Genomic DNA, 21,474 nt, shown 5'->3' with positions numbered 1-21,474 from the left:
CGATGAAGGTGTTGATTACCGGTGCCCGTGGTTTCGTGGGCAAGAACCTGCAGCTGCATCTTGCCGAGCGGAAGGACGTGCAAGTGGTCTGCTTCACTCGCGACGACAGTGTGGAGCAACTGCCGGCGCTGCTGGGGGGGGTGGACTTCGTGTTCCATCTGGCAGGCGTTAATCGCCCGCAAGATCCGCAGGAATTTGCCACCGGCAACGCGGAGCTCACGCAGGCTCTTTGTCGCGCCGTCAGCGCGGTGGCGGAAGCGACGGGCAACAAGGTGCCGATCGTCTATACGTCTTCCACCCAGGCCGGGCGTGACAACCCCTACGGCAAGAGCAAGCGCGGCGCGGAAGAAGCGTTGCAAGCCGCAGCCCTCGGCCTCGGCATTCCGGTGCACGTCTTTCGTTTGCCCAATGTGTTCGGCAAGTGGTGCCAGCCCAACTACAACTCGGCGGTGGCCACGTTCTGCCACAACATTGCACGCGACCTGCCTATCCAGGTCAACGACCCGGCTGCGTCAGTCACGCTGGTGTATGTAGATGATGTCATCGAGCGTTTCGTCCAACTCATGGATGGCGCCGACGCCACCGTGGACGCAGACGGTTTCGCGACGGTCGCGCCGCAATACACCACCACGGTGGGCGAGCTGGCCCGGCAGATCCAGTCGTTTAAGGACAGCCGCAACACGCTCATGATCGAACGCGTGGGAACGGGCCTGGTGCGCGCGCTCTATTCGACTTACGTGAGCTATCTGCCGCCTGAGTCGTTTGCCTACGCAGTGCCGCAACACGGGGACGTGCGGGGTGTGTTCGTCGAGATGCTCAAGACGCCGGATGCCGGGCAGTTCTCGTTTTTCACCGCGCACCCTGGCATCACGCGCGGCGGCCACTACCACCACAGCAAGACCGAGAAATTCCTCGTCATCAAGGGGCAGGCGCGCTTCAAGTTCCGGCACATGCACACCGGCGAAACCCACGAGCTGGTGACCGCGGGTGAAAAGTCTGAAATCGTCGAGACCGTGCCCGGCTGGACGCACGACATCACCAACATCGGCACCGAAGAAATGGTCGTGATGCTCTGGGCCAACGAGGTGTTCGATCGCGCGCGGCCGGACACCTTCGCTTGTCCGCTGTAGTCCCTCGGCTTTGGATCCATCTCCCATGAAAAAACTCAAAGTCATGACCGTGGTCGGCACCCGGCCCGAAATCATTCGCCTGTCGCGCGTGCTGGCTCGGCTGGACGAGCATTGCGAACACGTGCTCGTGCATACCGGCCAGAACTACGACTACGAACTCAACCAGGTCTTCTTCGACGACCTGGGCGTGCGCAAGCCCGACCACTTTTTGAACAGCGCGGCCAACGCCACCAGCGCGGCGCACACCATCGGCAACCTCATCATCGCGGTGGACCAGGTGCTGGGCGAGGTGCAGCCCGAAGCCATGCTGGTGCTGGGCGACACCAACAGCTGCCTCTCGGTGATTCCGGCCAAGCGCCGCAAGATTCCGATCTTTCACATGGAAGCGGGCAACCGTTGCTTCGACCAGCGCGTGCCCGAAGAAACCAACCGCCGCATCGTGGACCACACGGCGGACGTCAACCTCACTTACAGCACGATCGCGCGTGATTACCTGTTGCGCGAAGGGCTGCCGCCCGATCTGGTCATCAAGACCGGCAGCCCGATGTTCGAGGTACTGACGCACTATCGCCCGCGCATCGAGGCGTCCGGCGTGCTGGAGCGGCTGGGTTTGCAGGCGGAGCAGTACTTCGTGGTCAGTGCCCATCGCGAAGAGAACATCGAGTCGCCGCAGTCCTTTAGCAAGCTGGTGGCGGTGCTGAATGCCGTGGCCGAAGACCACGACATGCCTGTCATCGTCTCGACGCACCCGCGCACGCAGAAGCGCATCGACGCGACCGGTGCGCGCTTTCATCCACAAGTGCGCCTGTTGAAGCCGCTGGGCTTTCACGACTACGTGAAGCTGCAGCTCTCGGCGCGCGCCACGTTGTCCGACAGCGGCACGATCAACGAAGAGTCGTCGATCCTGAATTTTCCAGCGCTCAACTTGCGTGAAGCGCATGAGCGGCCCGAAGGGATGGAAGAGGCGGCCGTGATGATGGTGGGCCTCGAGGTGGACCGTGTGCGCCAGGGCCTGGCCATTCTGGAGAGCCAGCCGCGAGGCGATGCGCGCGGCCTGCGCCAGGTGGCCGACTACAGCATGCCGAATGTGTCGGACAAGGTGCTGCGCATCGTTCACAGCTACACCGACTACGTGAATCGCGTGGTCTGGAAGAAGTACTGACGCATGGCAGTTCGCGTGTTATTGCTGATGCAATGGTTCGATCCCGAGCCGACGTTCAAGGGCATCGTGTTCGCCCGCGAACTGGTGCGCCAGGGCTTCGAGGTCGAAGTGTTGACGGGTTTCCCCAACTACCCGGGCGGCAAGGTGTATCCGGGCTACCGCATCAAGCTGCTGCAGCGCGAAACGATCGACGGCGTGCAAGTGACGCGCGTGCCGCTCTATCCCAACCACGACCAATCGGCGATCAAGCGGGTGTTGAACTACGCGAGCTTCGCCACGTCATCGCTGATCTACGGCTTGTTCATGGCGCGCCGGCCCGATGTGATGTATGCCTACCATCCGCCGCTCACGGTGGGCATCACCGCCGGCCTGCTGCGGCTGTTGCGCCGCGTCCCCCTGGTGTATGACATTCAGGATATGTGGCCCGATACCCTGCGTGCCACCGGCATGGTCAACAACGCCCGGGCCTTGAGTGCGGTGGCGGCCGTGTGTCAATGGGTGTATCGCCGCGTGGATCACATCGCGGTCCTTTCACCCGGTTTCAAGCGCCTGCTGCTGGAGCGGGGTGTGCCCGATGCCAAGGTAGAGGTGATCTACAACTGGGCCGACGAAGTGGCGCTGGCTTCGCCGCAAGGCCACCCGCCGGCCAGCTTTCCGGGGCCGGATCGATTCCGCGTCCTCTTTGCGGGAAACATGGGTAAGGCCCAGGCGCTGGACGCTGTGCTCGAGGCGGCGGTTCTGCTGCAGGCGCGCAACTCGCGGGTGTGCTTTGCGCTGTTGGGTGGTGGCGTGGAAGTGGCACGGCTTAAGCAGCGCGCCGCAGACCTGCGGTTGCGCAACGTGGTCTTTCTGCCGCCGGTTCCGATGTCGGCCGTGGGGGCGCTGCTGAATGCAGCTGACACGCTGCTGGTGCACCTTCGCAAGGACCCGCTCTTCGAGATCACCATCCCTTCCAAGACTCAGGCCTACATGGCCGTCGGAAAGCCGCTGTTGATGGCGGTCGATGGCGATGCGGCCGGGTTGGTTGCGCAGTCGGGCGGTGGCGTGGTCGTTGAATCCGAAAACGCCAGCGCGCTGGCTGATGCCGCCGATGCGCTCGCAGCGATGCCGCCTGATGCCTTGGCGGCCATGGGGCAGCAGGCGCAGCGCTACTACCGTGAACAACTGGCCTTGAAGGTTGGCGTCGAAAAATTCGGTGCCATCTTCACGCGGCTGGCGAACAGGTCGAAATCCAGATGAAGCGCCTTTTTGACATCGTGCTCGCTTGCGTGGCGCTGCTGCTCCTCGGTCTTCCGCTGTTGTTCCTGACATGGCAGGTGCGCCGCAAGCTGGGCAGCCCTGCCTTCTTTCGTCAAACGAGGCCTGGCATGCGCGGGCGGCCGTTCAACATGGTCAAGTTCCGCACGATGACGGATGCGCGTGGTGCCGATGGAGAGCTGTTGCCCGACGCGGACCGGTTGACGCCCTTCGGCCGATTCCTGCGTGCCAGCAGCCTGGACGAATTGCCCGAACTCTGGAACGTGCTCAAGGGCGACATGAGCCTGGTTGGCCCGCGTCCGTTGCTGATGGACTACCTGCCGCTGTATTCCGCCGAGCAGTCCCGTCGTCATGAAGTACGCCCCGGCATCACCGGCTGGGCGCAGATCAACGGGCGCAATGCGTTGGGCTGGGACGAGAAATTCAAGCTCGACGTTTGGTACGTGGACAACCGTTCGCTTTGGCTCGACATCAAGATCTTGTGGCTGACAGTGCGCAAGGTGCTGGTGCGTGATGGCATCAGTGCGGCGGGCGAGGCCACGATGCCGCGCTTTACCGGTTCGCGAATGGAGCACGAGCAATGACGTTGCCGCTTTATGCCGTGTACGGCGCCAGTGGCTGTGGCCGCGGCGTGATGCCGTTGGCTCGCGCACAGCTGGCACTCGAAGGCATTCCGGCATCCCAGTTGGTGTTTGTGGACGACCAGCCCGAAGCCGCTGAGGTCAATGGACAGCGCGTGCTGCGCTATGCGGATTTCCTGCGGGCCGATGCGAGCACAAGACACATCGTGATTGCCATTTCGAACAGCGCCGTCCGCCAGGTGCTGGCTGACCGTTGCGCGGCCGATGGCGTGCAGCCCTGGACAGTCCGGGCTGCCAACACAGTGGTCATGGACGATGTCTCGCTGGGCGAGGGCGCTGCGCTCAGTCCGTTCGTCACGCTCACCTCCAACATCCGCATCGGCAGGCACTTTCACGCCAACCTGTACAGCTACGTCGAACACGATTGCGTGGTCGGCGACTTCGTTACCTTCGCGCCCGGTGCCAAGTGCAATGGCAATGTGCACATCGAGGACCACGCCTACATCGGGGCCGGCGCTGTCATCAAGCAAGGCAAGCTAGGCAAGCCTCTGGTGGTTGGCCGCGGTGCCCTGGTCGGCATGGGCGCGGTGGTTACGCGCGACGTGCCGCCCGGCATCACTGTGGTCGGCAACCCCGCCAAACCATTCATCAAAAAAGGTTGAACTGTTGTGTTGAACACCCCCTTCTCCCCTTGGCCGAGTTTCACCGCCGAAGAGGCCGATGCCGTGCAGCGCGTGCTCCTCTCCAACAAGGTCAATTACTGGACGGGGCAGGAATGCCGCCTGTTCGAAAAGGAGTTCGCCGCTTGGGCAGGCACCGCGCATGCGCTCGCACTGGCCAACGGCACGCTGGCCCTAGACGTGATCCTCAAGGGCATGGGCATCGGACCGGGTGACGAGGTCATCGTCACGCCGCGCACCTTCATCGCGAGCGTGTCGTGTGTGGTGAATGCGGGCGCAACACCGGTGTTCGCGGATGTCGATGCAGAAAGTGGCAACCTGTCGGCCGAGGCCATTGCGCAGGTCGTCACTCCGCGCACCAAGGCTGTCATCTGTGTGCACCTGGGTGGTTGGCCGTGCGACATGGATCCGATCATGGCGCTTGCGGCCAAGCACGATTTCAAGGTGGTCGAAGACTGCGCGCAGGCGCATGGTGCCCGCTACAAGGGGCGATCCGTCGGCTCCATCGGTCATGCTGGCGCCTGGTCGTTCTGCCAAGACAAGATCATGACTACGGGCGGGGAGGGTGGAATGGTGACGACCAACGACGAAGCGTTGTGGCGCACCATGTGGCAGTACAAGGATCACGGAAAGAGCTACGAAGCCGTCTACGAGCGCGAGCATCCGCCGGGCTTTCGTTGGGTGCATGAGAGCTTCGGCACCAACTGGCGAATGCTGGAACTGCAAGCGGTTATCGGGCGAATCCAGCTGCGCCGGATGAGCGACTGGACTTCTGCACGTACGTGCCATGCACAGGCCCTGTGGAAGGCCGCCAGTCCTCATCCAGCGGTGCGTGTGCCTGCCTTTGTAGAGCAAGATGCGGCGGGCAGTGCCCATGCGCACTACAAGTGCTACGTTTACGTGCAGCCTGAAAAGTTGGCGGCTGGCTGGAGCCGTGATCGGATCGTCGAGGCAATACAGGCACATGGCGTGCCCTGCTATCAGGGCTCTTGCTCCGAGGTGTATCTGGAGCAAGCGTTCGATGACACGGGTTGGCGGCCGACTGAGCGATTGCCTGTTGCTCGCGCACTGGGGGAAACAAGCCTGATGTTTCTTGTGCATCCGACACTCACCTCGGTCGAGATGGACAAGAGCTGCCAGGTTATCGGGCAAGTGCTGGCAGAGGCATCAGCTTGAGTGTGTTGTGGGCTCGCCTCGCAGCCCACGTGATCTTGTGGCGCTGGCTAGTGGCCAGTGCCATGCTGGCGTTGTTGGTGCTCAGCTTGATGCCTGCGTCTCTCTCGGTGCCAAGTACGGGCTGGGATAAGAGCAATCACGCGCTGGGTTTTGCAGTCCTGGCATTCCTTGCGTGTTGGGCATGGCCGGGGCGCATCCCGATATCGCTCTTGTGGCTGTTCGGCTACGGAGCACTGATTGAGGTGCTGCAGTCGCTCACGCCCGATCGCATGGCTGAATGGAGTGATCTATGGGCGGATGGCATCGGCCTGCTGTTCGGCGCTGTCGTTGCCTTGCTGTTGCAGCGGTTGATGGTGGCTCGGCAGGTCTAAGGTGGCGAGGCCTATGCTGAAAGCAGCTTTGCAACTGTGAGACTAGCTTCTTCGCTGAGGTTCAACGCGAGGGGCGGTGGCGGGGCCCCTCGCCCTCAGAATCGGCTTATCGAGTGAGCGCTCAAGCCTCTTTGTACTTGTACTCGGTATATCGGTAGCCGCCGTACTTGTAGCCGTAGCTGCCATAGTGCCGGCGAGAGAGGTCCATGCCGTTGAAGACCACCCCGTTGACCTGCTGGCCTGCATGCGCGAGGCGCTTGACGCTCTCGTTCAGCTCACCGAGTTGAGTCAGGTTGTCACGGGCAACAAGCAGGACAGCGCCAGAATGCGCTGCAACCGCTGCAGCGTCGGCCGCCACCAGCACGGGCGGACTGTCGATCACAACTAGGTCGTAGCGCTCCGAGAAGTCGTTCAACAATTCGCCGAGCTTTGACGAAAGCATCATGTTGGCTGGATTGAACGGATAGTTTCCGGTCGTCAGAACATCCAGGTTGGGGATCACTTGCCCGTGAATGGCCTGCTCGGGAGACATGTCACCTGCCAAGACGTCGGCCAAACCGCCTTTGCGTGGGAGGCCAAATGCTTTTTGGAGGTGGCCCTTGCGCAAGTCAGCGTCGATCAGCAGCACACGCTTGCCCGCCTGCGCCATGATCACGGCGAAGTTGCCCGAGACGAAGCTCTTGCCCACCCCAGGCGTGGCGCCTGTGATGAGCACGCGGTTGTTGCCACTCTCCATCAATGTCAGCTGAAGAGACACCCGCAGGTTGCGCAGGCTTTCGATGGCGAGGCTTTCAGGAGAGGTGACGGCCAGCAGTTGCACGCCCTTCGCGCCGCCGGCAATGTGTTCCAGAATCGTTTCTTGCTCGAGTGCCAATGGAACGACGGAGTAGACGTTCAGGCCGAGTCGATCTTCGATTTCCTGGGGATTGCGAATGCCGCTCGACAACTTGGTGCGAAGGATTGCCAGCGCCACGCCGGCGAGAAGGCCGAGCACCAGCGAGAGCGCAACGATCAGAGGCTTTTGAGGTTTGACCGCGCTCTTGGGTTCGATGGCCGTGTCGAGCAGACGCACATTGCCGATCTTTCCTTCCTTGACGAGACGCAGTTGCAAAGAGCTGTTGAGCAGCGACTTGTAGAGTTCGCCGTTGACGCGGACGTCACGCTCCAACCGCAAGGCGTCCCGCTGTATGGCAGGCATGGCGCTCACTCGAGTTTCCAGGCCATTGATTTCGTGATTGATGGCTGCAATCTGGCCATCAACCATGCGGACCTTCGGATTGGTCTCAGTAAAGCGCGCAAGCAGTTCGCGCCGCTGTTGCTGGGTTTCTAGCAGCTTGGTTTGCAGCTGCACCGACATTCCCAATACAGCCTTGGCTTCCTCGTCAAAGGCGACAGTACCGTTCTTGTTGCGAAAGCGGGCATACATGTCTTCCGAGTCTTCGAGTTGCCGTTTGAATTCGGGCAGCTGTTGGTCGAGAAATCCAATCGTCTTCTCTGCCTCTGCAGCTTTCCGCTCGACGTTCTGGCGAACATACTGTGCGCCGATTTCGTTGAGTGTGCGCCGTAGGCGACCACGGTCGCTACCTTCGAGAACAACACTGATTACGTTCGATTGTTTACCTTGTTCGCTGAGCTGCACGCTTCTTTGCAAGCTCTCAGTCGTGGTCAGCGACGACGCGCGCGAGACAAGAAATTCCGCTCCAGGCTTCCCATCGATCCGCGAAACCATCAGAGTGATGGCGCCGCCAGGCACCTGTTGACTGAGCATCTTGCCCGCGGTGCCTGTTAGCGACTCGGGAAGGCTGGGGTGCGAGAGTACATATTGATCGCCCGCCTGCGCGGTGATCGTGAAGGGTTGCTGGTCTTCGAGCGTAGGAGGGACATCGAACTTTGCGATGTCGATAGCTTCGGTGCCGGAAACGTAGCCCCCTATGCCCAGAAAACCAGGGTTTGATAGTTCCTTGGAACGCCGCGAAAGCCATTCGCCGATGAATGGGATATAGCGCGGTCGAGCGTTGACATAAAGTTGCATCGCTTCCACTGCGCCCCCCATCACCATCCGCGAACGGATGATCTGGATTTCGCCTGTAGCAGGGGTCTTCACCTCGAAGAGGTTGGCCGTGTCGCCGAGAAAATTCTTGGCGTCGGGGGCGGAGTCCTCGACCTGAATCAGTAAATTGGACTGGTAGATCGGGGTGGCCAAAAGTGCATAGGCGACTCCGAACCCAAGGGCCACCGCAGTGACGCTTGCCACCAGCCATTTGCGGTCAAGCAGGATGTCGAAATACTCGGACAAGTTGATGACGCCATCGTCATCGTCGCGTGGGCGTATCGTGTTGGGTGCCGAGGGGGCCGAAGTGGAGGCGGAAGGGGTCATGAGAGTTTGCGGATGCGTTCGGCCCAAGCGTGGGCACCGTCAGCGATGAGCTGTAGGGCGTGTTCGAAAGCTGGAAGGCCCAGGCGGTAGGGATCGGGAATATCGACGCGCGCAACCTCACCCAGTCGGAATAATTTGCCACGGGTCAGCGGATGGCGTTGACCAATGTGGATTCGTTGGGCTTCGTCCATCGCAAGGATGAGATCGGCCTGCTGGCACATCTGCCCTGTGAGTTGGCGTGCGCGGTGGTCCTCGATGTCGATGCCACGTGCGGCCATCAGCTTGCGTGCGATCGGATCTGCGGGGTGGCCGACCAGCGCGCCCGTCCCGGCAGACGTGACTTGAACCTGTGGCAATGCTGCAGCGATCAGTGCTTCACCCATGGGGCTGCGACAGATGTTGCCAATGCATACCACCAGAACGGATTTCATGAGACTTGGCTCCCTGCGAAGGCTTGTGCCTCTGTTGTCAGATTCAACGTATTGCGTACCGCGTGCTTCATGTCCAGCATGAATCACAACTCATACAGAAATGTCCTCGCCATTTGTTCTTCGTTGAGCGGTCGGATCGCACTATCCATACCCGAGAGCTGAAGGACGGCTGGGTACGCCATTGGCATTGTAGTCAGGGCGTTGGCGCCCACTGCCTCGGGGAGATGGTCAAGCCACAGGCATTCCGGGCTTGAATCGGTCATGGCTGTCAAAGGGGACCGCTGATCGAGGATGCTGATCAGCGGCTCTATGACCAAAGTCATGTCGATGCAAAAGATACAAAAAATGACATTGTGAGTGTCGCGAATCCCCTGAATTGGGGGGGAGGGGTGGGTACCCTTCACGGACAATTGTTGCAGTGCGGTGCGTCCCAAGCGCCGCAGGAGTTTTCAGTGTGATCAATCGTCTGGCTGCGCCCTTGCTTGCTTTGCCGCGCCCCCTGAAGCGCATGCTGGCTCTGGGGGTCGATGCAATGCTCTGCGTCCTGTGTGTCTGGTTGGCATTCAGCTTTCGCTTTGAGCAATGGATGACGCCGCGCGGCGTTCAGTGGTCAGCTGTCGCAGTTGCTGTCGCTCTTGCGCTCCCCCTGTTTGTGGTTTTCGGGCTCTACCGAGCCATCTTTCGATATGCAGGCACAGCTGCAGTCATGGCTATCGTGCGCGCGTGCGTGCTCTTTGGCCTCGGCTATGCGTTGATCTTTGCGGTGGTCGGTGTGCGAGGGGTACCGCGCACGGTCGGTCTGCTGGTCCCGTTGCTCTTGTTCCTGGCCATCGCCGGCTCGCGCATGTTTGCGCGCTATTGGTTGGGTGGTCTCTACATGAGCGCTCTGCAGCGCAAGCAGCTGCCTCAGGTGGTGATCTACGGCGCCGGTAGCGCGGGTTTGCAACTGGCTGCGGCGTTGGCTCAAAGTCGGGACATGGTCGTCCGCGCTTTCGTTGACGATGACTCGCATCTCCAAGGCAACACGATCAACGGTTTGCGCATTCAGTCCTCGGATTGGCTGAGCAATAACGCTGCCAGCTGGGGCATCACCGACGTGCTGTTGGCGATGCCTTCGGCCAGCCGTGGGCGCCGCGTGGAAATTCTGAACCAGTTGTTGCCATTGCATCTGCATGTACGGATGCTTCCGGGGTTGCTCGATCTGGCCAACGGCAAGGTCCAGGTCAATGACCTGGTCGAAGTCGACATCGAGGACTTGCTAGGGCGGGATCCAGTTGAGCCAGTGGCGGACCTGTTGCACAAGCATATCCATGGCCAAGTGGTGCTGGTGACGGGGGCCGGTGGCTCCATCGGCAGTGAGTTGTGCCGGCAGATCGTTCAGCTGTCGCCTTCCACGCTGCTGCTCGTAGAACTGAGCGAGTACGCGCTCTATGGCATCCACCAAGAACTGGAGCAGTTGGCGCCGAACGTACGTGTCGTCCCACTGCTCGCCTCGGTGTGCGATGCGGCACGACTGCGTGAAGTGATGCGCGCCTGGCGCCCTGACACGGTCTATCACGCCGCGGCGTACAAGCATGTGCCGCTCGTCGAGCACAACCCAGCAGAGGGTGTGCGAAACAACGCGATGGGCACGCTCACGACGGCGCGGATTGCCATGGAGTGCAAGGTTCCCAACTTTGTCCTGATCAGCACCGACAAGGCTGTACGGCCGACGAACATCATGGGGGCCAGCAAGCGCGTCGCCGAAATGGCGTTGCAGGGGCTGGCGCAGCAGAGTTCAGACACTTGCTTCTCGATGGTCCGCTTCGGCAACGTGCTCGGCTCCAGTGGCTCTGTGGTGCCGTTGTTTCGCAAGCAGATCGAAGCGGGTGGTCCGATCACGCTGACGCATGCGGACATCACGCGCTATTTCATGACCATTCCCGAGGCTGCCCAGTTGGTGATTCAGGCGGGCGCGATGGCGCAGGGTGGCGATGTCTTCGTGCTCGACATGGGCGAGCCGGTGAGGATCATCGACCTTGCTCGTCGGCTGGTGGAGCTTTCGGGGCGTACGGTTCGTGACGAGCATTCGCCGGATGGCGATATCGAACTCCAGGTGACCGGATTGCGGCCCGGCGAGAAGCTCTACGAAGAGCTCCTGATTGGCGACAGCGCGATGCCTACAGCGCATCCTCGTGTCATGAAGGCACACGATCCCTGCCTGCCATGGAATGAACTCTGGCGCCAGTTCGAGACGCTGAATGCGGCACTCGAAAGCAGCGATGTGCCGATGCTGAAGCAGACGTTGACGCAGATGCTGCCTGGCTATCGGCCCCATGCGGAGGTGGTGGATTGGGTGCATATGGAGCGTCACCGTGTGCGTGACCGCGCTCTGCCGATCGCAGCGGCAGTCGGCGCTGCGCAGGTGGGCGAGGCCAACCAGCCATCCGCGCCGAACCAGATTGCCGTGGCGATCTGATTCGATAGAACTGTTTCATTTTTTCCCGCCCCGACTCACTGGGGTGATGCTGAAACCAAGGGCCCCGGATCGGGGCTCTTTTGTTTCCAGCCGGCGGCGCCTATTGCGCCCGCTTGAAGTCGAGGATGTTGTCCCCCGCCTTGGGGGCTTTGTCGTCGGGCGGCGAGAAGCTGAAAGCCTTCGGATCCCGTATCGACGTCATCTCGAACAGCGGGTTGATCCGTCCCAGCTTGGCGCCGCCATCCCGTATCAGTGGAGCCCAGGCAAAGTTCGCAGTGAACTTGCTCGAGCGCGGCAGCAGCGCGTCGAAGGGGATGGAAACGTAGATGCCCTTGTCGAAACTGCCTTCGCCGAACTGTGCAGCGGACACGTTGGTCTTGGTGGCCCACGCGCCGATCGTCACGCCGTTGTCGAAGCGGCGGCTGATGTCGAGGGTGACGCCACGATCACCCGCCAAGTATTGACCCGCACTGATCCTGGCCTGCACGCCGTTCCAGCCGGTGTCCCAATAGAGCGTGGCGTGGCCGGTGTTGACCTTGTAGTCGCGCAGGCCGAGGTCTTGCGCGAAGTCGCGCTGGCGCACGTGGTTGACGTCTATGCCGAAGGCGAACTTGCTGCGCCACGGGCGGTAGAGCCATTCGGCGCCCACGCCGGCAAACATCGACTCAAGGGCGCCGCCGTAGACGCTGTAGTACTGGTCTTCGTTCAGTCGGCCCACGTGGGTCAGCTGAAACACCGGCATCGTCAACCGCTTGGTCGTTGCGTACTCGCGTTGGTAGGTTCGCACGCGGGGAAGGTTGCTGGGCGCCGTGTAGGTGAACTTGTCGAAGTTGTCGATCAGGCGCCAGTTCAGTGCTGCGTTCACCCAGGTGCTCGGCGTGAAGCGGTACTCCGCGGTGGCCGAGACTCCGAGCTGGTAGAGCAGGAAGGCATCAGGGCCGCCGAGGATCTGCGAGAAGCTCGGAGTCAGGCCGAAAGTGAGTCTTTCCGTGCGCCGCTCCCATGGCGCCATGGCCGGCGTCTCGCCGGACGATGTGGTGGCGGTTGCATCAGTGGGTGTGCGCTGCGGCGATGTCGGCACGTAGAGCCCGTCTTCGGTCCGGCCGCGAGGCGGGGCGTAGTCGCGCTGGTCCGTGGCGCGCAGTTCTGCGGGGGTCTGTGCCTGGTAGTGCGCCGTCACCCACTCGCTGCGATCGACGACTTGCGTGTGCAGTGCCAGTCCGCGCTCGTTGTAGTGAAGCACGAAGTGCTTGATCGACGCCGGGGCATCGCGATGCATGACGGCAATGATCTGCTGCACGCGGGCCTCGCGGTACACCGTGTGACTTTCGGTGATCCAGACGTGCGCGCTGTCGCCCTGCGGTGCAATGCGCTGCACGGTCCATTCGGTGCGTGCCTGAATCTCCGCAGCAGTGGCGGCCCAGCCGGGTGGATTGGCCGGCGCCTCCGGCGTGAAGCGGGGCGGCGGCGGATCTGCGGGCTTACTGGCTCGCATGCTCGCCATGTTGGTGGACAGGGTCAGGCCCACCATCACCTTGTTGCCGCGCTCCAGGCCGGCGGTGAAGGCGACGCCGGGTGAGTAGCGATATTCCAGGCCGATGTTGAAAGGCGAGCGCTGGACCTGGTTGTTCTGCTGAGGCTCGTTCTTGTAGTTGTTGCCTTCGTACTCGAGCTTGACGGTCAGGGGATCCCAGGGCGTGCGCCATTCGACGCCGCCGAACAAGGAGGCTGGACCTCGGAAGAAAGCCTTGAAGTTCGCTTCACCGCCCGTTGCGGAACTCACCGTACGCGTTCTGAAGCGATTGCTCAGTGCCAGCAAGGGGTTGCGGATGTTGCCGCTGTTGCCCAGGTATCCCCAGCCGATGCCGAGGCTGAAGTCGAGATCGCCGTAGCGCTTGTTGGCGACCAGGTATTCGGCCGAAAAGAGGCCGGTGCCGCCAAGGTCGCGAAAGCCCAGCGCAACCTGAGGCACATACGCGGATTCGCGCAGCAGCCGCAGCTTCACGTCGATGCTCTTGTCCTTGTTGCTCTGGCCAGTGGTGCTGGCGGCATACGCGCGGTTGCTGATGGAGGTGTAGCGAAAGCCCGCCTCCATCCAGTCCAGTGGCTGGAACATCACGTTCAGTCGCGTATAGGGCGATACGTGGCTGATCGACGTGCGGAAGTCGCCGGCCTCGCCCATGCGTGCCGTCGGCGTCTGGAGCAGGCCGGTTTCGCCCCAGTCATTGCTGCTTGTGCGAGGTGCCTTGTATTGCGGAGCCGAGGCATCGGGGCGCACCGAGATGGCGCTTTCCGGCGGAACCGGCGGCGGGATGGGCGTAGTGATTGCTGCGGCCGGCTTGGCTGTTGCAAGTGCGGCGGTGGTGGTGCCCAGCGCCGCTGTCTGAGGCGAAGGGCCCTGGGTTGCCAGGAACTTGATGATGCCTTCCGATGCGTCGACCAGTTCAGTCATGCCGCGCGGTGCAGTCCAGATCCATGCACCGGGCGCCGGTTCATCGGAGGGGTGTCCGTTCCAGGGGGCGATGCCCACGCGCGATGTTCGGCCGTCGGGTTGCGCCACCCATGCCCAGTCGTAGGTGCTGTCGGGGGCGCAGGCGATGACGTAGTCCCAGGCGGTCCGGCCGGCTTCGTGCGCCACGTGGCACAGCTCGCCATTAGGGCGGACAACCGCGATGGTCTTCAACTGCGGGGAGGGCGCAACCAGTTGCTGACCGGCTGACAGCACGGGGTCTTGATCCGTGTGGGCCTGCAACCAGCGGGCGTCTACGATGCCCAGCGCCACGCGACCAGTGACGGGCAGGTTCTGCAGCCACGTGATGAGTTTCAACCGATCGAGTTGCTCGGAGCGCGGTGCGCGCCTGCTGGCTGCTTCAAGTCGCACGAGCAGGGTGTTCTTCAGAAACTGTTGGGCCAGCCGTTCCTGCGGCACGCGCCATGCCAGTCCGGGCGCAGCGGTGCCTTCGGGCTGACGCAGCAGCCAGGTGCTCAGTCGCTCGCCGGGGCGCACCTCGGCATCATTTGCGGGCTCGACGGTCGCCGTGTTCTGCGACGGCTCCGCCAGCGCACCAAGACTCGCCATCAACGCGCAGGCAAGGGCCGTTCGACGGGGCCAATGCGGGGGGCTGACGGCTCGCAGGAAGAAGGGGCTCATGTACCAGCGCGCGCCGCGGTGCCGGCTGCTGGTGCGGGGGGTGTCCACTGTTCGAAGCTCATGCAGAGGTCGCGGGAAATACATTGCTCCGAATACACGACCTGGGGGGCGCCAGAAGCAAATGAAACGCCGAAGCGTGCGGGTGGAACGGAGGCTGTCGCAGGATGGGACAGGCTGCGCTCTTCATACCAGCGCAAGGAGCTTGTGGGCGTGCCAGCGAGGGCGCTGTCGGTGGGCGGGGTGATCGGTGTGCGCGCGATATCGTCGCGAATGCCAAAGCGATATCCTGGCATGAGGTCGCGCTCTCGAACGTAGGTCTGTGTGGAGTTGGCGGCGTGAGCCTGCCAAGCGGGAAGGTTGTGGAGCCGAACCTCGCGCCAGTCGACAGGCAGCCCGGTCGTGCCGACCAGCTGACCATTCAGCAGTCGGACGACCTCACCCGAACCGCTGTACCAAACCTCGACGGGCCCTTCGGCACGCTGGTCGATGTAGCCGAGCACCATGAAAACGACGCGCCCATTGACGCTGGTTCTCAGGTACCGATAGCTGGGATTGAAATCGGGCTGGGTTGCTGAGGACTCGCCGCGATACAGCAGGCGAGCTGAATCCAGCATGGCTGAAGTTCCGGAGGAGCAACCGCCAACGCCCAAGAAAAACGTTGCCAAAAGGCAACGTTCTAAGAGTCGCGTGGCGGAAGCAACGCGCGGACTTTTCAGCGAATGCCCTCCTTTCAGGAGGGCAACCAGCATTAACGCGTGCCGGTGGTGCCCGTGCCGGTGGTGCCCGTGCCGGGGACGAAGAAGCCGCCGCCGCCGTTGCCGTTGTTGCTGCTGCCGAGGGTCAGCATCAGTGCGCCGGTGCCTGCAACAGCGCCCCATTGAACGGGGGTCAGGCCGCCAAGGCCAGCAGCGGTTGCGCTCGGAGCGCCAGCAGGGCCCGGCGTAAATGCGCGATTGTTGCTTGCGGGCGCAGGGGTAACCTGCGTTTGGGCAAAAGCCGACGAGATTGCCAGGGTGGCAAGGGCGACGGTAGCAACCAGTTTGTTCGTCTTCACAGTGATCCTCTCAAAGGGTTTTTATGCTCTTGACTTGAGGTTAGCAGCATCAGAAGTGTGCCGCAACTAATTTGGCCTGGAGGATGAGGCGTTTGCCACGGCCTCCTTGTAACCGCGTATTGCCTCGATTGTTGTGGATGAGTGTGACGGGTGCATGTGTATCTCAATGCTACGTAACGTTCCGCCCAGGATGGCCGTAACGACGTCGACTGACGAGCAGCTCCAGCGGCAAGGCCCCGGTCGCTACTGCCGCATTTTTTCAATGAAATCAACGCACTGACCGAGCCATCGTTGCGATGGGCCGCCGGGCCGCCTCCCAGGCATTGTTCCTGCAGTACCCCGAAACGAAAGTTGACATTCAAGGTAGGCCGCGGGGCACAACAAGGGGATATGCGTGGTTCGATTGTCTGAAGGTGGGGTATCGAAGGGTGTGCGAGTGTGTGGGCGCGCGGCCGGTAGCGTGATCGGAGGCGTCTGCTCATGATGAATCACCTGTCCGCCAGCAGCGCGCAGTCGGCGCCGGCACTCGCTGGCCGGTACGCCGCCTTGGGCTGCGCATTCTTCGGTGCCCTGATCGTCGAGGGTGACCTAGCCCTGGCCGATCGCATGCGACGCCTTCTTTGCGATCTGGCCCCGGGCCGCCGCGTCGTGATCGCCTCCACGCACGCGGAGGCGATCCGTCTGCTGGCCGCGTTGCCCTACGACCTGGTGCTGGTCGACATGCACTTGACTGATGACGGCGGCGTCGCGCTCCTGTCGCACCTACGGCGTGCCTACCCGCAGATCGACGCCATCGCCATGTCGAAGGACGACGACCGTTTGCTGGTCGAGGCCGCGATCTCGTCAGGAGCCTCCGGCTATCTGCTGACGAGCACCGACGATGCCGAACTCTCTTTCTTGCTGCGCTCGATCGAGCGCGGCGGTTCGCCGATGGACGCACGCGTCGCGCGTCGTGTCCTCGGCCTGATTGCGGCGTCCGCGAAACCGGAGGGTGTCGAGTCCGCGCTGCGCGACGGCGACACGGTCTCGCCCCCGATGCCTGCTCCCGGGCTGCTGTCACCTCGGGAGCTCAATGTGCTGCGCCTGATCGCGCAAGGCTGGAGCAATCGGCAGATTGCCGAAGCGATCTGCCTCTCGATCAACACGGTCGAGTTCCACGCCAAGCGGATCTACCGCAAGCTGGCCGTCAAGTCGCGAACCCAGGCTGTCCGGCAGGCGACCCAGTACGGGCTGCTGAGCTGAGCGCCAAGGGCCGTCGCGTGCTGTCGCGCACGTGCTGCGGTGCCGTGCGCACGCGCGGCAATCATTGAAAAACCCTTTTGCGCCCCGCTACAATCTCGGGTTGACCTTGCTGTGGCAAAGGTCAGCCCCTGCTCCAGCGAAGAAGACTTAGAGGATCCCCATGAGTGACATGACCTCCGGCTCGCCCCGGATCGACACAAGCAAGCGGACGTGGTTGATCGCATCCAGCTGTGCCGGCGTAGCGGGCGGCGTGGCCACCGCAATCCCTTTTGTGAGCACATTCCAGCCGTCCGAAAAGGCCAAGGCCGCGGGCGCCGCGGTCGAAGTGGACATCTCGGCCCTCAAGGTCGGCGAAAAGATCACCGTCGAATGGCGCGGCAAGCCGGTCTGGATCCTCAAGCGCAGCCCTGATCAGGTTGCCGAACTCGCCAAGCTCGATGGCCAGCTCGCCGATCCGCTCTCCAAGCGTCACCCCGACGAATTCACGCCCAAGTACGCACAGAACGGCCACCGTTCGATCAAGCCCGATGTGCTGGTCGTGGTCGGCATCTGCACCCACCTCGGCTGCTCGCCGGTCGACCGCCTGCAGGCCGGCCCGCAACCCTCGCTACCGAACGACTGGGAAGGCGGCTTCCTCTGCCCCTGCCACGGTTCCACGTTCGACCTCGCCGGTCGCGTCTTCAAGAACAAGCCCGCTCCTGACAACCTCCCTGTGCCTCCGCACATGTACCTGTCCGACACGCGCCTGCTCATCGGCGACGACAGCAAGAAGGCCTGAGGGAGACAACGAACATGGCTGAATTTCACGAAGTTTCCCCCAACGCCCCCGCAGGCGAGAAGCTGCTCAACTGGGTCGACAACCGCTTCCCGCTGACCAAGCTCTGGAACGACCAGTGGGGCAAGTACTACGCACCGAAGAATTTCAACTTCTGGTACATCTTCGGCTCGCTCGCGATGCTGGTCCTCGTGATCCAGATCGTGACCGGCATCTTCCTCGTCATGCACTACAAGCCCGACGCGAACCAGGCGTTCGCATCGGTCGAGTACATCATGCGCGACGTGCCCTGGGGCTGGCTCATCCGCTACATCCACTCGACGGGCGCCTCGGCGTTCTTCATCGTGGTGTACCTGCACATGTTCCGCGGCCTCATGTACGGCAGCTACCGCAAGCCGCGCGAGCTGATCTGGGTGTTCGGCTGCGCGATCTTCCTGTGCCTGATGGCCGAAGCCTTCATGGGCTACCTGCTGCCGTGGGGTCAGATGTCCTACTGGGGCGCCCAGGTCATCGTGAACCTGTTCGCTGCCATCCCGTTCATCGGTCCTGACCTGGCCCTGCTGATCCGCGGCGACTACGTCGTGAGCGACGCCACGCTGAACCGCTTCTTCAGCTTCCACGTCATCGCCGTGCCGCTGGTGCTGCTCGGCCTCGTGGTGGCCCACCTGATCGCGCTGCACGAAGTGGGTTCGAACAACCCCGACGGCATCGAGATCAAGGCCAAGCGCGGTCCCGACGGCCATCCGCTCGACGGCATCCCGTCGCACCCGTACTACACGGTGCACGACATCTTCGGCGTGGTGGTGTTCCTCACGATCTTCTCGGCAGTGATCTTCTTCGCGCCTGAAGCCGGTGGGTACTTCCTGGAGTACAACAACTTCATCCCGGCCGATTCGCTGAAGACGCCGAACCACATCGCTCCGGTCTGGTATTTCACGCCGTTCTATTCGATGCTGCGCGCCACCACCGACGACATGGTCAACGTGTTCGCGCTGATCATCGCCGCGGCCGCCGTCTGGAACTTCATCAAGGGCAAGTCGGGCATGGGCCTGAAGGTTGCCGCAGTGGTCGTGGCCGCCGTCGTGATCTTCCTGCTCAAGACCTTCGACGCCAAGTTCTGGGGCGTGGTCATCATGGGCGGCTCGGTCATCATCCTGTTCTTCCTGCCGTGGCTCGACCACAGCGAAGTCAAGTCGATCCGCTACCGTCCGAGCTGGCACAAGTATGTCTACGGCGTGTTCGTGTTCCTGTTCCTGATCCTGGGTTACCTGGGCATCCAGGCACCCGGCGTCTGGGGCAACCTGGTCATCGGCTCGTTCGCCCTGGACATCGCCCAGACCATCTCGCAGATCGGCACGCTCTTCTACTTCGGCTTCTTCCTGCTGATGCCGTGGTGGAGCCGCAAGGGCGAATTCAAGACCGTGCCCGAGCGCGTGGTCTTCGCCGCCCATTGATGCGCGCGCAAGTGCAAGAGAGCTTGAGAGAAACACGATGAAGAAAAGAATTTCCGGCTGGCTCGCTGTCATGGGTTTGGCACTGGGCCTGACCTTCTCCGCGGCCGCATCCGCCGAATCGGGCGGTCTGGCGTGGGACAAGTCGCCCAACAAGACCACCGACGTGGCGGCCCTGCAGAACGGCGCCAAGCTGTTCGTCAACTACTGCCTCAACTGCCACTCGGCCGCCTTCATGCGCTACAACCGCCTGCAGGACATCGGCATCAGCGAGCAGCAGATCAAGGACAACCTTCTGTTCACGACCGACAAGGTCGGCGAGACCATGAAGGCCAACATCGACGCGCGCCAGGCCAAGGAATGGTTCGGCACCACGCCGCCCGACCTGACGCTGGTCGCACGTTCGCGCGCCGGCCACGGCGGCACGGGCCCCGACTACCTGTACACCTTCCTGCGCAGCTTCTACCGCGACGACACCAAGGCCACCGGCTGGAACAACCTGCTGTTCCCGAGCGTCGCCATGCCGAACCCGCTGTGGGAGCTGCAGGGCGAGCGCCTGCCGGTGCACGCCAAGGTCGAGCAGCACGGTCATGCCACCGACGTGTTCACGGGCAAGTGGGAGCAAGTGACCCCCGGCACGCTGACCCCGGTGCAGTTCGACAGCGCAGTGGGCGACCTCGTCGGCTACCTGCAGTGGATGGCCGAGCCGGCACAGAACACCCGCGTGCGCATCGGCGTCTGGGTGCTGCTGTTCCTGGCCATGTCGGTGGTTTTCGTATGGCGACTGAACGCCTCGTACTGGAAAGACGTCAAGTAATTCCGTTCACGCCGACCGGGCGCCTCGTGCGTCCGGTCCCACAGAGTGGGTTGCCCAGGCGACCCACTCTTTTTGATTTTTAGGAGTCTCTCGCCATGATGGTCTTGTATTCAGGAACGACCTGCCCCTTCTCCCACCGCTGCCGCTTCGTGTTGTTCGAAAAGGGCATGGACTTCGAGATCCGCGACGTCGATCTCTACAACAAGCCCGAAGACATCAGCGTGATGAACCCGTACGGCCAGGTGCCGATCCTGGTCGAGCGCGACCTGATCCTGTACGAGTCGAACATCATCAACGAGTACATCGACGAGCGCTTCCCGCATCCGCAACTGATGCCCGGCGACCCGGTCGACCGCGCCCGCGTGCGCCTGTTCCTGCTCAACTTCGAGAAGGAACTGTTCGTGCACGTCGCCACGCTTGAGAACCGCACCGCCAAGGGCAACGAGAAGGCGCTCGAAAAGGCCCGCTCGCACATCCGCGACCGCCTCACGCAGCTCGCGCCCGTGTTCCTCAAGAACAAGTACATGCTGGGCGACAACTTCTCGATGCTCGACGTGGCGATCGCACCGCTGCTGTGGCGCCTCGACTACTACGGCATCGACCTGAGCAAGAACGCGGCGCCGCTGCTGAAGTACGCCGAGCGCATCTTCTCGCGCCCGGCCTACATCGAAGCACTGACGCCGTCCGAAAAGGTCATGCGAAAGTAAGTAAGCTGCGTGCTTGCTTCCTTCGTTCTTCGCCGCCTTTCATGATCAACGCGCTCGAGTCCTCTTCCACCCGCCCGTACCTCATCCGGGCGCTGTACGAGTGGTGCACCGACAACGGGTTCACGCCCTATGTCGCGGTGCTGGTCGACGACACCGTCCAGGTGCCGCGCGAGTACGTGAAGAACGGCGAGATCGTGCTGAACATCAGCTTCGACGCGACCAGCTCGCTGAAGCTGGGCAACGACTTCATCGAGTTCAAGGCCCGCTTCGCCGGCACGGCGCGCGAGATCAGCGTGCCGGTCGGCCGCGTGATCGCGATCTACGCCCGTGAGAACGGACAGGGCATGGCGTTCCCGGCCCCCGTGCCGGCCGCCACCATGTCCGACGATGGCGACGACGCCGCCTCGGCCGCGGCTTCGCCGAACAGCGCACCGCGCATGCCGCTGCGCGATGCCTCGCGCGGCACCGAAGGCGACGCCAGCAAGGTGTTCCACCTGGTGACGGGCGAAGAGGGCGACGAGACGGTCGACGCCGGCTCGGCGCCTTCCGACCCGACCGACGAGCCGCCGCGCCCACCGGCCGGTGGCGGCACCCGGCCGTCGCTCAAGCGCGTCAAGTGACGGCGCGGTCGGCCCCAAAGCCGGCCGCTTAGAA

At 62.6% G+C, this 21,474-nt stretch carries 19 protein-coding genes; 14 read left to right on the top strand and 5 right to left on the bottom strand.

Translation table 11 applies throughout. The features are described 5' to 3' along the window. Positions 1–2: 2 nt before the first annotated feature. The 7 genes from wbjC to AC1RAA_RS14810 all read left to right on the top strand — a co-directional run bounded on the left by wbjC (position 3) and on the right by AC1RAA_RS14810 (position 6,357). Positions 3–1,130: a UDP-2-acetamido-2,6-beta-L-arabino-hexul-4-ose reductase gene (gene wbjC / locus AC1RAA_RS14840; RefSeq protein ID WP_492728487.1), complete on the top strand. Its 1,128-nt coding sequence runs from the start codon at positions 3–5 to the stop codon at positions 1,128–1,130. Between the two features lie 25 nt (positions 1,131–1,155). Then, positions 1,156–2,292, top strand: coding sequence for a non-hydrolyzing UDP-N-acetylglucosamine 2-epimerase (wecB, locus tag AC1RAA_RS14835; RefSeq protein ID WP_492728489.1), 1,137 nt, complete (start codon positions 1,156–1,158; stop codon positions 2,290–2,292). A gap of 3 nt (positions 2,293–2,295) precedes the next feature. Then, positions 2,296–3,531, top strand: coding sequence for a glycosyltransferase family 4 protein (locus tag AC1RAA_RS14830; RefSeq protein ID WP_492728491.1), 1,236 nt, complete (start codon positions 2,296–2,298; stop codon positions 3,529–3,531). After that, complete coding sequence (locus AC1RAA_RS14825; RefSeq protein WP_492728492.1) at positions 3,528–4,133, top strand: sugar transferase; 606 nt, start codon at positions 3,528–3,530, stop codon at positions 4,131–4,133. Before AC1RAA_RS14830 ends, AC1RAA_RS14825 begins: the two co-directional genes overlap by 4 nt. After that, positions 4,130–4,792, top strand: coding sequence for an acetyltransferase (locus AC1RAA_RS14820; protein ID WP_492728494.1), 663 nt, complete (start codon positions 4,130–4,132; stop codon positions 4,790–4,792). Before AC1RAA_RS14825 ends, AC1RAA_RS14820 begins: the two co-directional genes overlap by 4 nt. A gap of 6 nt (positions 4,793–4,798) precedes the next feature. Beyond that, complete coding sequence (locus AC1RAA_RS14815; RefSeq protein WP_492728496.1) at positions 4,799–5,986, top strand: DegT/DnrJ/EryC1/StrS family aminotransferase; 1,188 nt, start codon at positions 4,799–4,801, stop codon at positions 5,984–5,986. A gap of 62 nt (positions 5,987–6,048) precedes the next feature. Continuing rightward, positions 6,049–6,357 carry a VanZ family protein gene (locus AC1RAA_RS14810; protein WP_492728498.1) on the top strand — a complete coding sequence of 103 codons (309 nt, stop codon included), beginning with the start codon at positions 6,049–6,051 and terminating at the stop codon, positions 6,355–6,357. A gap of 121 nt (positions 6,358–6,478) precedes the next feature. On the opposite strand, the gene AC1RAA_RS14805 is transcribed toward AC1RAA_RS14810, so the two are convergent. Further along, on the bottom strand, positions 6,479–8,734 hold the full coding sequence (locus AC1RAA_RS14805; protein ID WP_492728500.1) for a polysaccharide biosynthesis tyrosine autokinase: 2,256 nt from the start codon (positions 8,732–8,734) through the stop codon (positions 6,479–6,481). Continuing rightward, positions 8,731–9,165, bottom strand: a complete 435-nt coding sequence (locus AC1RAA_RS14800; RefSeq protein WP_390346323.1) for a low molecular weight protein-tyrosine-phosphatase — start codon at positions 9,163–9,165, stop codon at positions 8,731–8,733. The genes AC1RAA_RS14805 and AC1RAA_RS14800 overlap by 4 nt, the downstream gene beginning before the upstream one ends. 454 nt (positions 9,166–9,619) lie before the next feature. Between AC1RAA_RS14800 and AC1RAA_RS14795 the strand changes: the two genes are divergently transcribed. Beyond that, entirely contained in the window at positions 9,620–11,623 is a 2,004-nt protein-coding gene (locus tag AC1RAA_RS14795; protein WP_492728502.1) for a polysaccharide biosynthesis protein, read from the top strand. Positions 11,624–11,723: 100 nt separating this feature from the next. Here the strand turns inward: AC1RAA_RS14795 and AC1RAA_RS14790 are convergent, their stop codons facing one another. The 3 genes from AC1RAA_RS14790 to AC1RAA_RS14780 all read right to left on the bottom strand — a co-directional run bounded on the left by AC1RAA_RS14790 (position 11,724) and on the right by AC1RAA_RS14780 (position 15,828). Then, entirely contained in the window at positions 11,724–14,774 is a 3,051-nt protein-coding gene (locus AC1RAA_RS14790; protein ID WP_492728504.1) for a YjbH domain-containing protein, read from the bottom strand. Beyond that, entirely contained in the window at positions 14,771–15,388 is a 618-nt protein-coding gene (locus AC1RAA_RS14785; RefSeq protein ID WP_492728506.1) for a YjbF family lipoprotein, read from the bottom strand. Before AC1RAA_RS14785 ends, AC1RAA_RS14790 begins: the two co-directional genes overlap by 4 nt. Positions 15,389–15,522: 134 nt before the next feature. Beyond that, the gene (locus AC1RAA_RS14780; RefSeq protein ID WP_082818080.1) at positions 15,523–15,828 is read right to left on the bottom strand and encodes a hypothetical protein; all 306 of its coding nucleotides are present in this window, start codon (positions 15,826–15,828) and stop codon (positions 15,523–15,525) included. A 480-nt stretch (positions 15,829–16,308) separates the two neighbouring features. Here AC1RAA_RS14780 and AC1RAA_RS14775 point away from each other — a divergent pair, with 480 nt between their 5' ends. The 6 genes from AC1RAA_RS14775 (at position 16,309) to AC1RAA_RS14750 (ending at position 21,440) form a co-directional block, all read left to right on the top strand. Continuing rightward, the gene (locus AC1RAA_RS14775; protein ID WP_492697788.1) at positions 16,309–17,070 is read left to right on the top strand and encodes a LuxR C-terminal-related transcriptional regulator; all 762 of its coding nucleotides are present in this window, start codon (positions 16,309–16,311) and stop codon (positions 17,068–17,070) included. A 160-nt stretch (positions 17,071–17,230) separates the two neighbouring features. After that, positions 17,231–17,848: a ubiquinol-cytochrome c reductase iron-sulfur subunit gene (petA, locus tag AC1RAA_RS14770; RefSeq protein WP_062473677.1), complete on the top strand. Its 618-nt coding sequence runs from the start codon at positions 17,231–17,233 to the stop codon at positions 17,846–17,848. 14 nt (positions 17,849–17,862) lie between these two features. Then, complete coding sequence (locus AC1RAA_RS14765; protein ID WP_070059900.1) at positions 17,863–19,299, top strand: cytochrome b; 1,437 nt, start codon at positions 17,863–17,865, stop codon at positions 19,297–19,299. Positions 19,300–19,336: 37 nt separating this feature from the next. Next, positions 19,337–20,113 carry a cytochrome c1 gene (locus AC1RAA_RS14760; protein WP_062473681.1) on the top strand — a complete coding sequence of 259 codons (777 nt, stop codon included), beginning with the start codon at positions 19,337–19,339 and terminating at the stop codon, positions 20,111–20,113. 95 nt (positions 20,114–20,208) lie between these two features. Then, positions 20,209–20,820 (top strand): glutathione S-transferase N-terminal domain-containing protein, encoded by a 612-nt coding sequence (locus tag AC1RAA_RS14755; RefSeq protein WP_062473683.1) that lies wholly within the window; start codon positions 20,209–20,211, stop codon positions 20,818–20,820. 41 nt (positions 20,821–20,861) lie between these two features. Then, entirely contained in the window at positions 20,862–21,440 is a 579-nt protein-coding gene (locus AC1RAA_RS14750) for a ClpXP protease specificity-enhancing factor (protein WP_492728508.1), read from the top strand. Positions 21,441–21,474 lie beyond the last annotated feature (34 nt).

Source organism: Variovorax sp. GW823-FHT04F07, from assembly GCF_058795995.1.
This window is presented reverse-complemented; position numbering and strand designations above follow the sequence as displayed.

Excerpts from the sequence above, each read along its gene's own strand:
- wbjC (WP_492728487.1), top strand. The coding sequence starts at position 3 with ATGAAGGTGTTGATTACCGGTGCCCGTGGTTTCGTGGGCAAGAACCTG.
- wecB (WP_492728489.1), top strand. The coding sequence starts at position 1,156 with ATGAAAAAACTCAAAGTCATGACCGTGGTCGGCACCCGGCCCGAAATC.
- AC1RAA_RS14830 (WP_492728491.1), top strand. The coding sequence starts at position 2,296 with ATGGCAGTTCGCGTGTTATTGCTGATGCAATGGTTCGATCCCGAGCCG.
- AC1RAA_RS14825 (WP_492728492.1), top strand. The coding sequence starts at position 3,528 with ATGAAGCGCCTTTTTGACATCGTGCTCGCTTGCGTGGCGCTGCTGCTC.
- AC1RAA_RS14820 (WP_492728494.1), top strand. The coding sequence starts at position 4,130 with ATGACGTTGCCGCTTTATGCCGTGTACGGCGCCAGTGGCTGTGGCCGC.
- AC1RAA_RS14810 (WP_492728498.1), top strand. The coding sequence starts at position 6,049 with ATGCTGGCGTTGTTGGTGCTCAGCTTGATGCCTGCGTCTCTCTCGGTG.
- AC1RAA_RS14805 (WP_492728500.1), bottom strand. The coding sequence starts at position 8,734 with ATGACCCCTTCCGCCTCCACTTCGGCCCCCTCGGCACCCAACACGATA.
- AC1RAA_RS14800 (WP_390346323.1), bottom strand. The coding sequence starts at position 9,165 with ATGAAATCCGTTCTGGTGGTATGCATTGGCAACATCTGTCGCAGCCCC.
- AC1RAA_RS14790 (WP_492728504.1), bottom strand. The coding sequence starts at position 14,774 with ATGAGCCCCTTCTTCCTGCGAGCCGTCAGCCCCCCGCATTGGCCCCGT.
- AC1RAA_RS14785 (WP_492728506.1), bottom strand. The coding sequence starts at position 15,388 with ATGCTGGATTCAGCTCGCCTGCTGTATCGCGGCGAGTCCTCAGCAACC.
- AC1RAA_RS14775 (WP_492697788.1), top strand. The coding sequence starts at position 16,309 with ATGATGAATCACCTGTCCGCCAGCAGCGCGCAGTCGGCGCCGGCACTC.
- petA (WP_062473677.1), top strand. The coding sequence starts at position 17,231 with ATGAGTGACATGACCTCCGGCTCGCCCCGGATCGACACAAGCAAGCGG.
- AC1RAA_RS14765 (WP_070059900.1), top strand. The coding sequence starts at position 17,863 with ATGGCTGAATTTCACGAAGTTTCCCCCAACGCCCCCGCAGGCGAGAAG.
- AC1RAA_RS14760 (WP_062473681.1), top strand. The coding sequence starts at position 19,337 with ATGAAGAAAAGAATTTCCGGCTGGCTCGCTGTCATGGGTTTGGCACTG.
- AC1RAA_RS14755 (WP_062473683.1), top strand. The coding sequence starts at position 20,209 with ATGATGGTCTTGTATTCAGGAACGACCTGCCCCTTCTCCCACCGCTGC.
- AC1RAA_RS14750 (WP_492728508.1), top strand. The coding sequence starts at position 20,862 with ATGATCAACGCGCTCGAGTCCTCTTCCACCCGCCCGTACCTCATCCGG.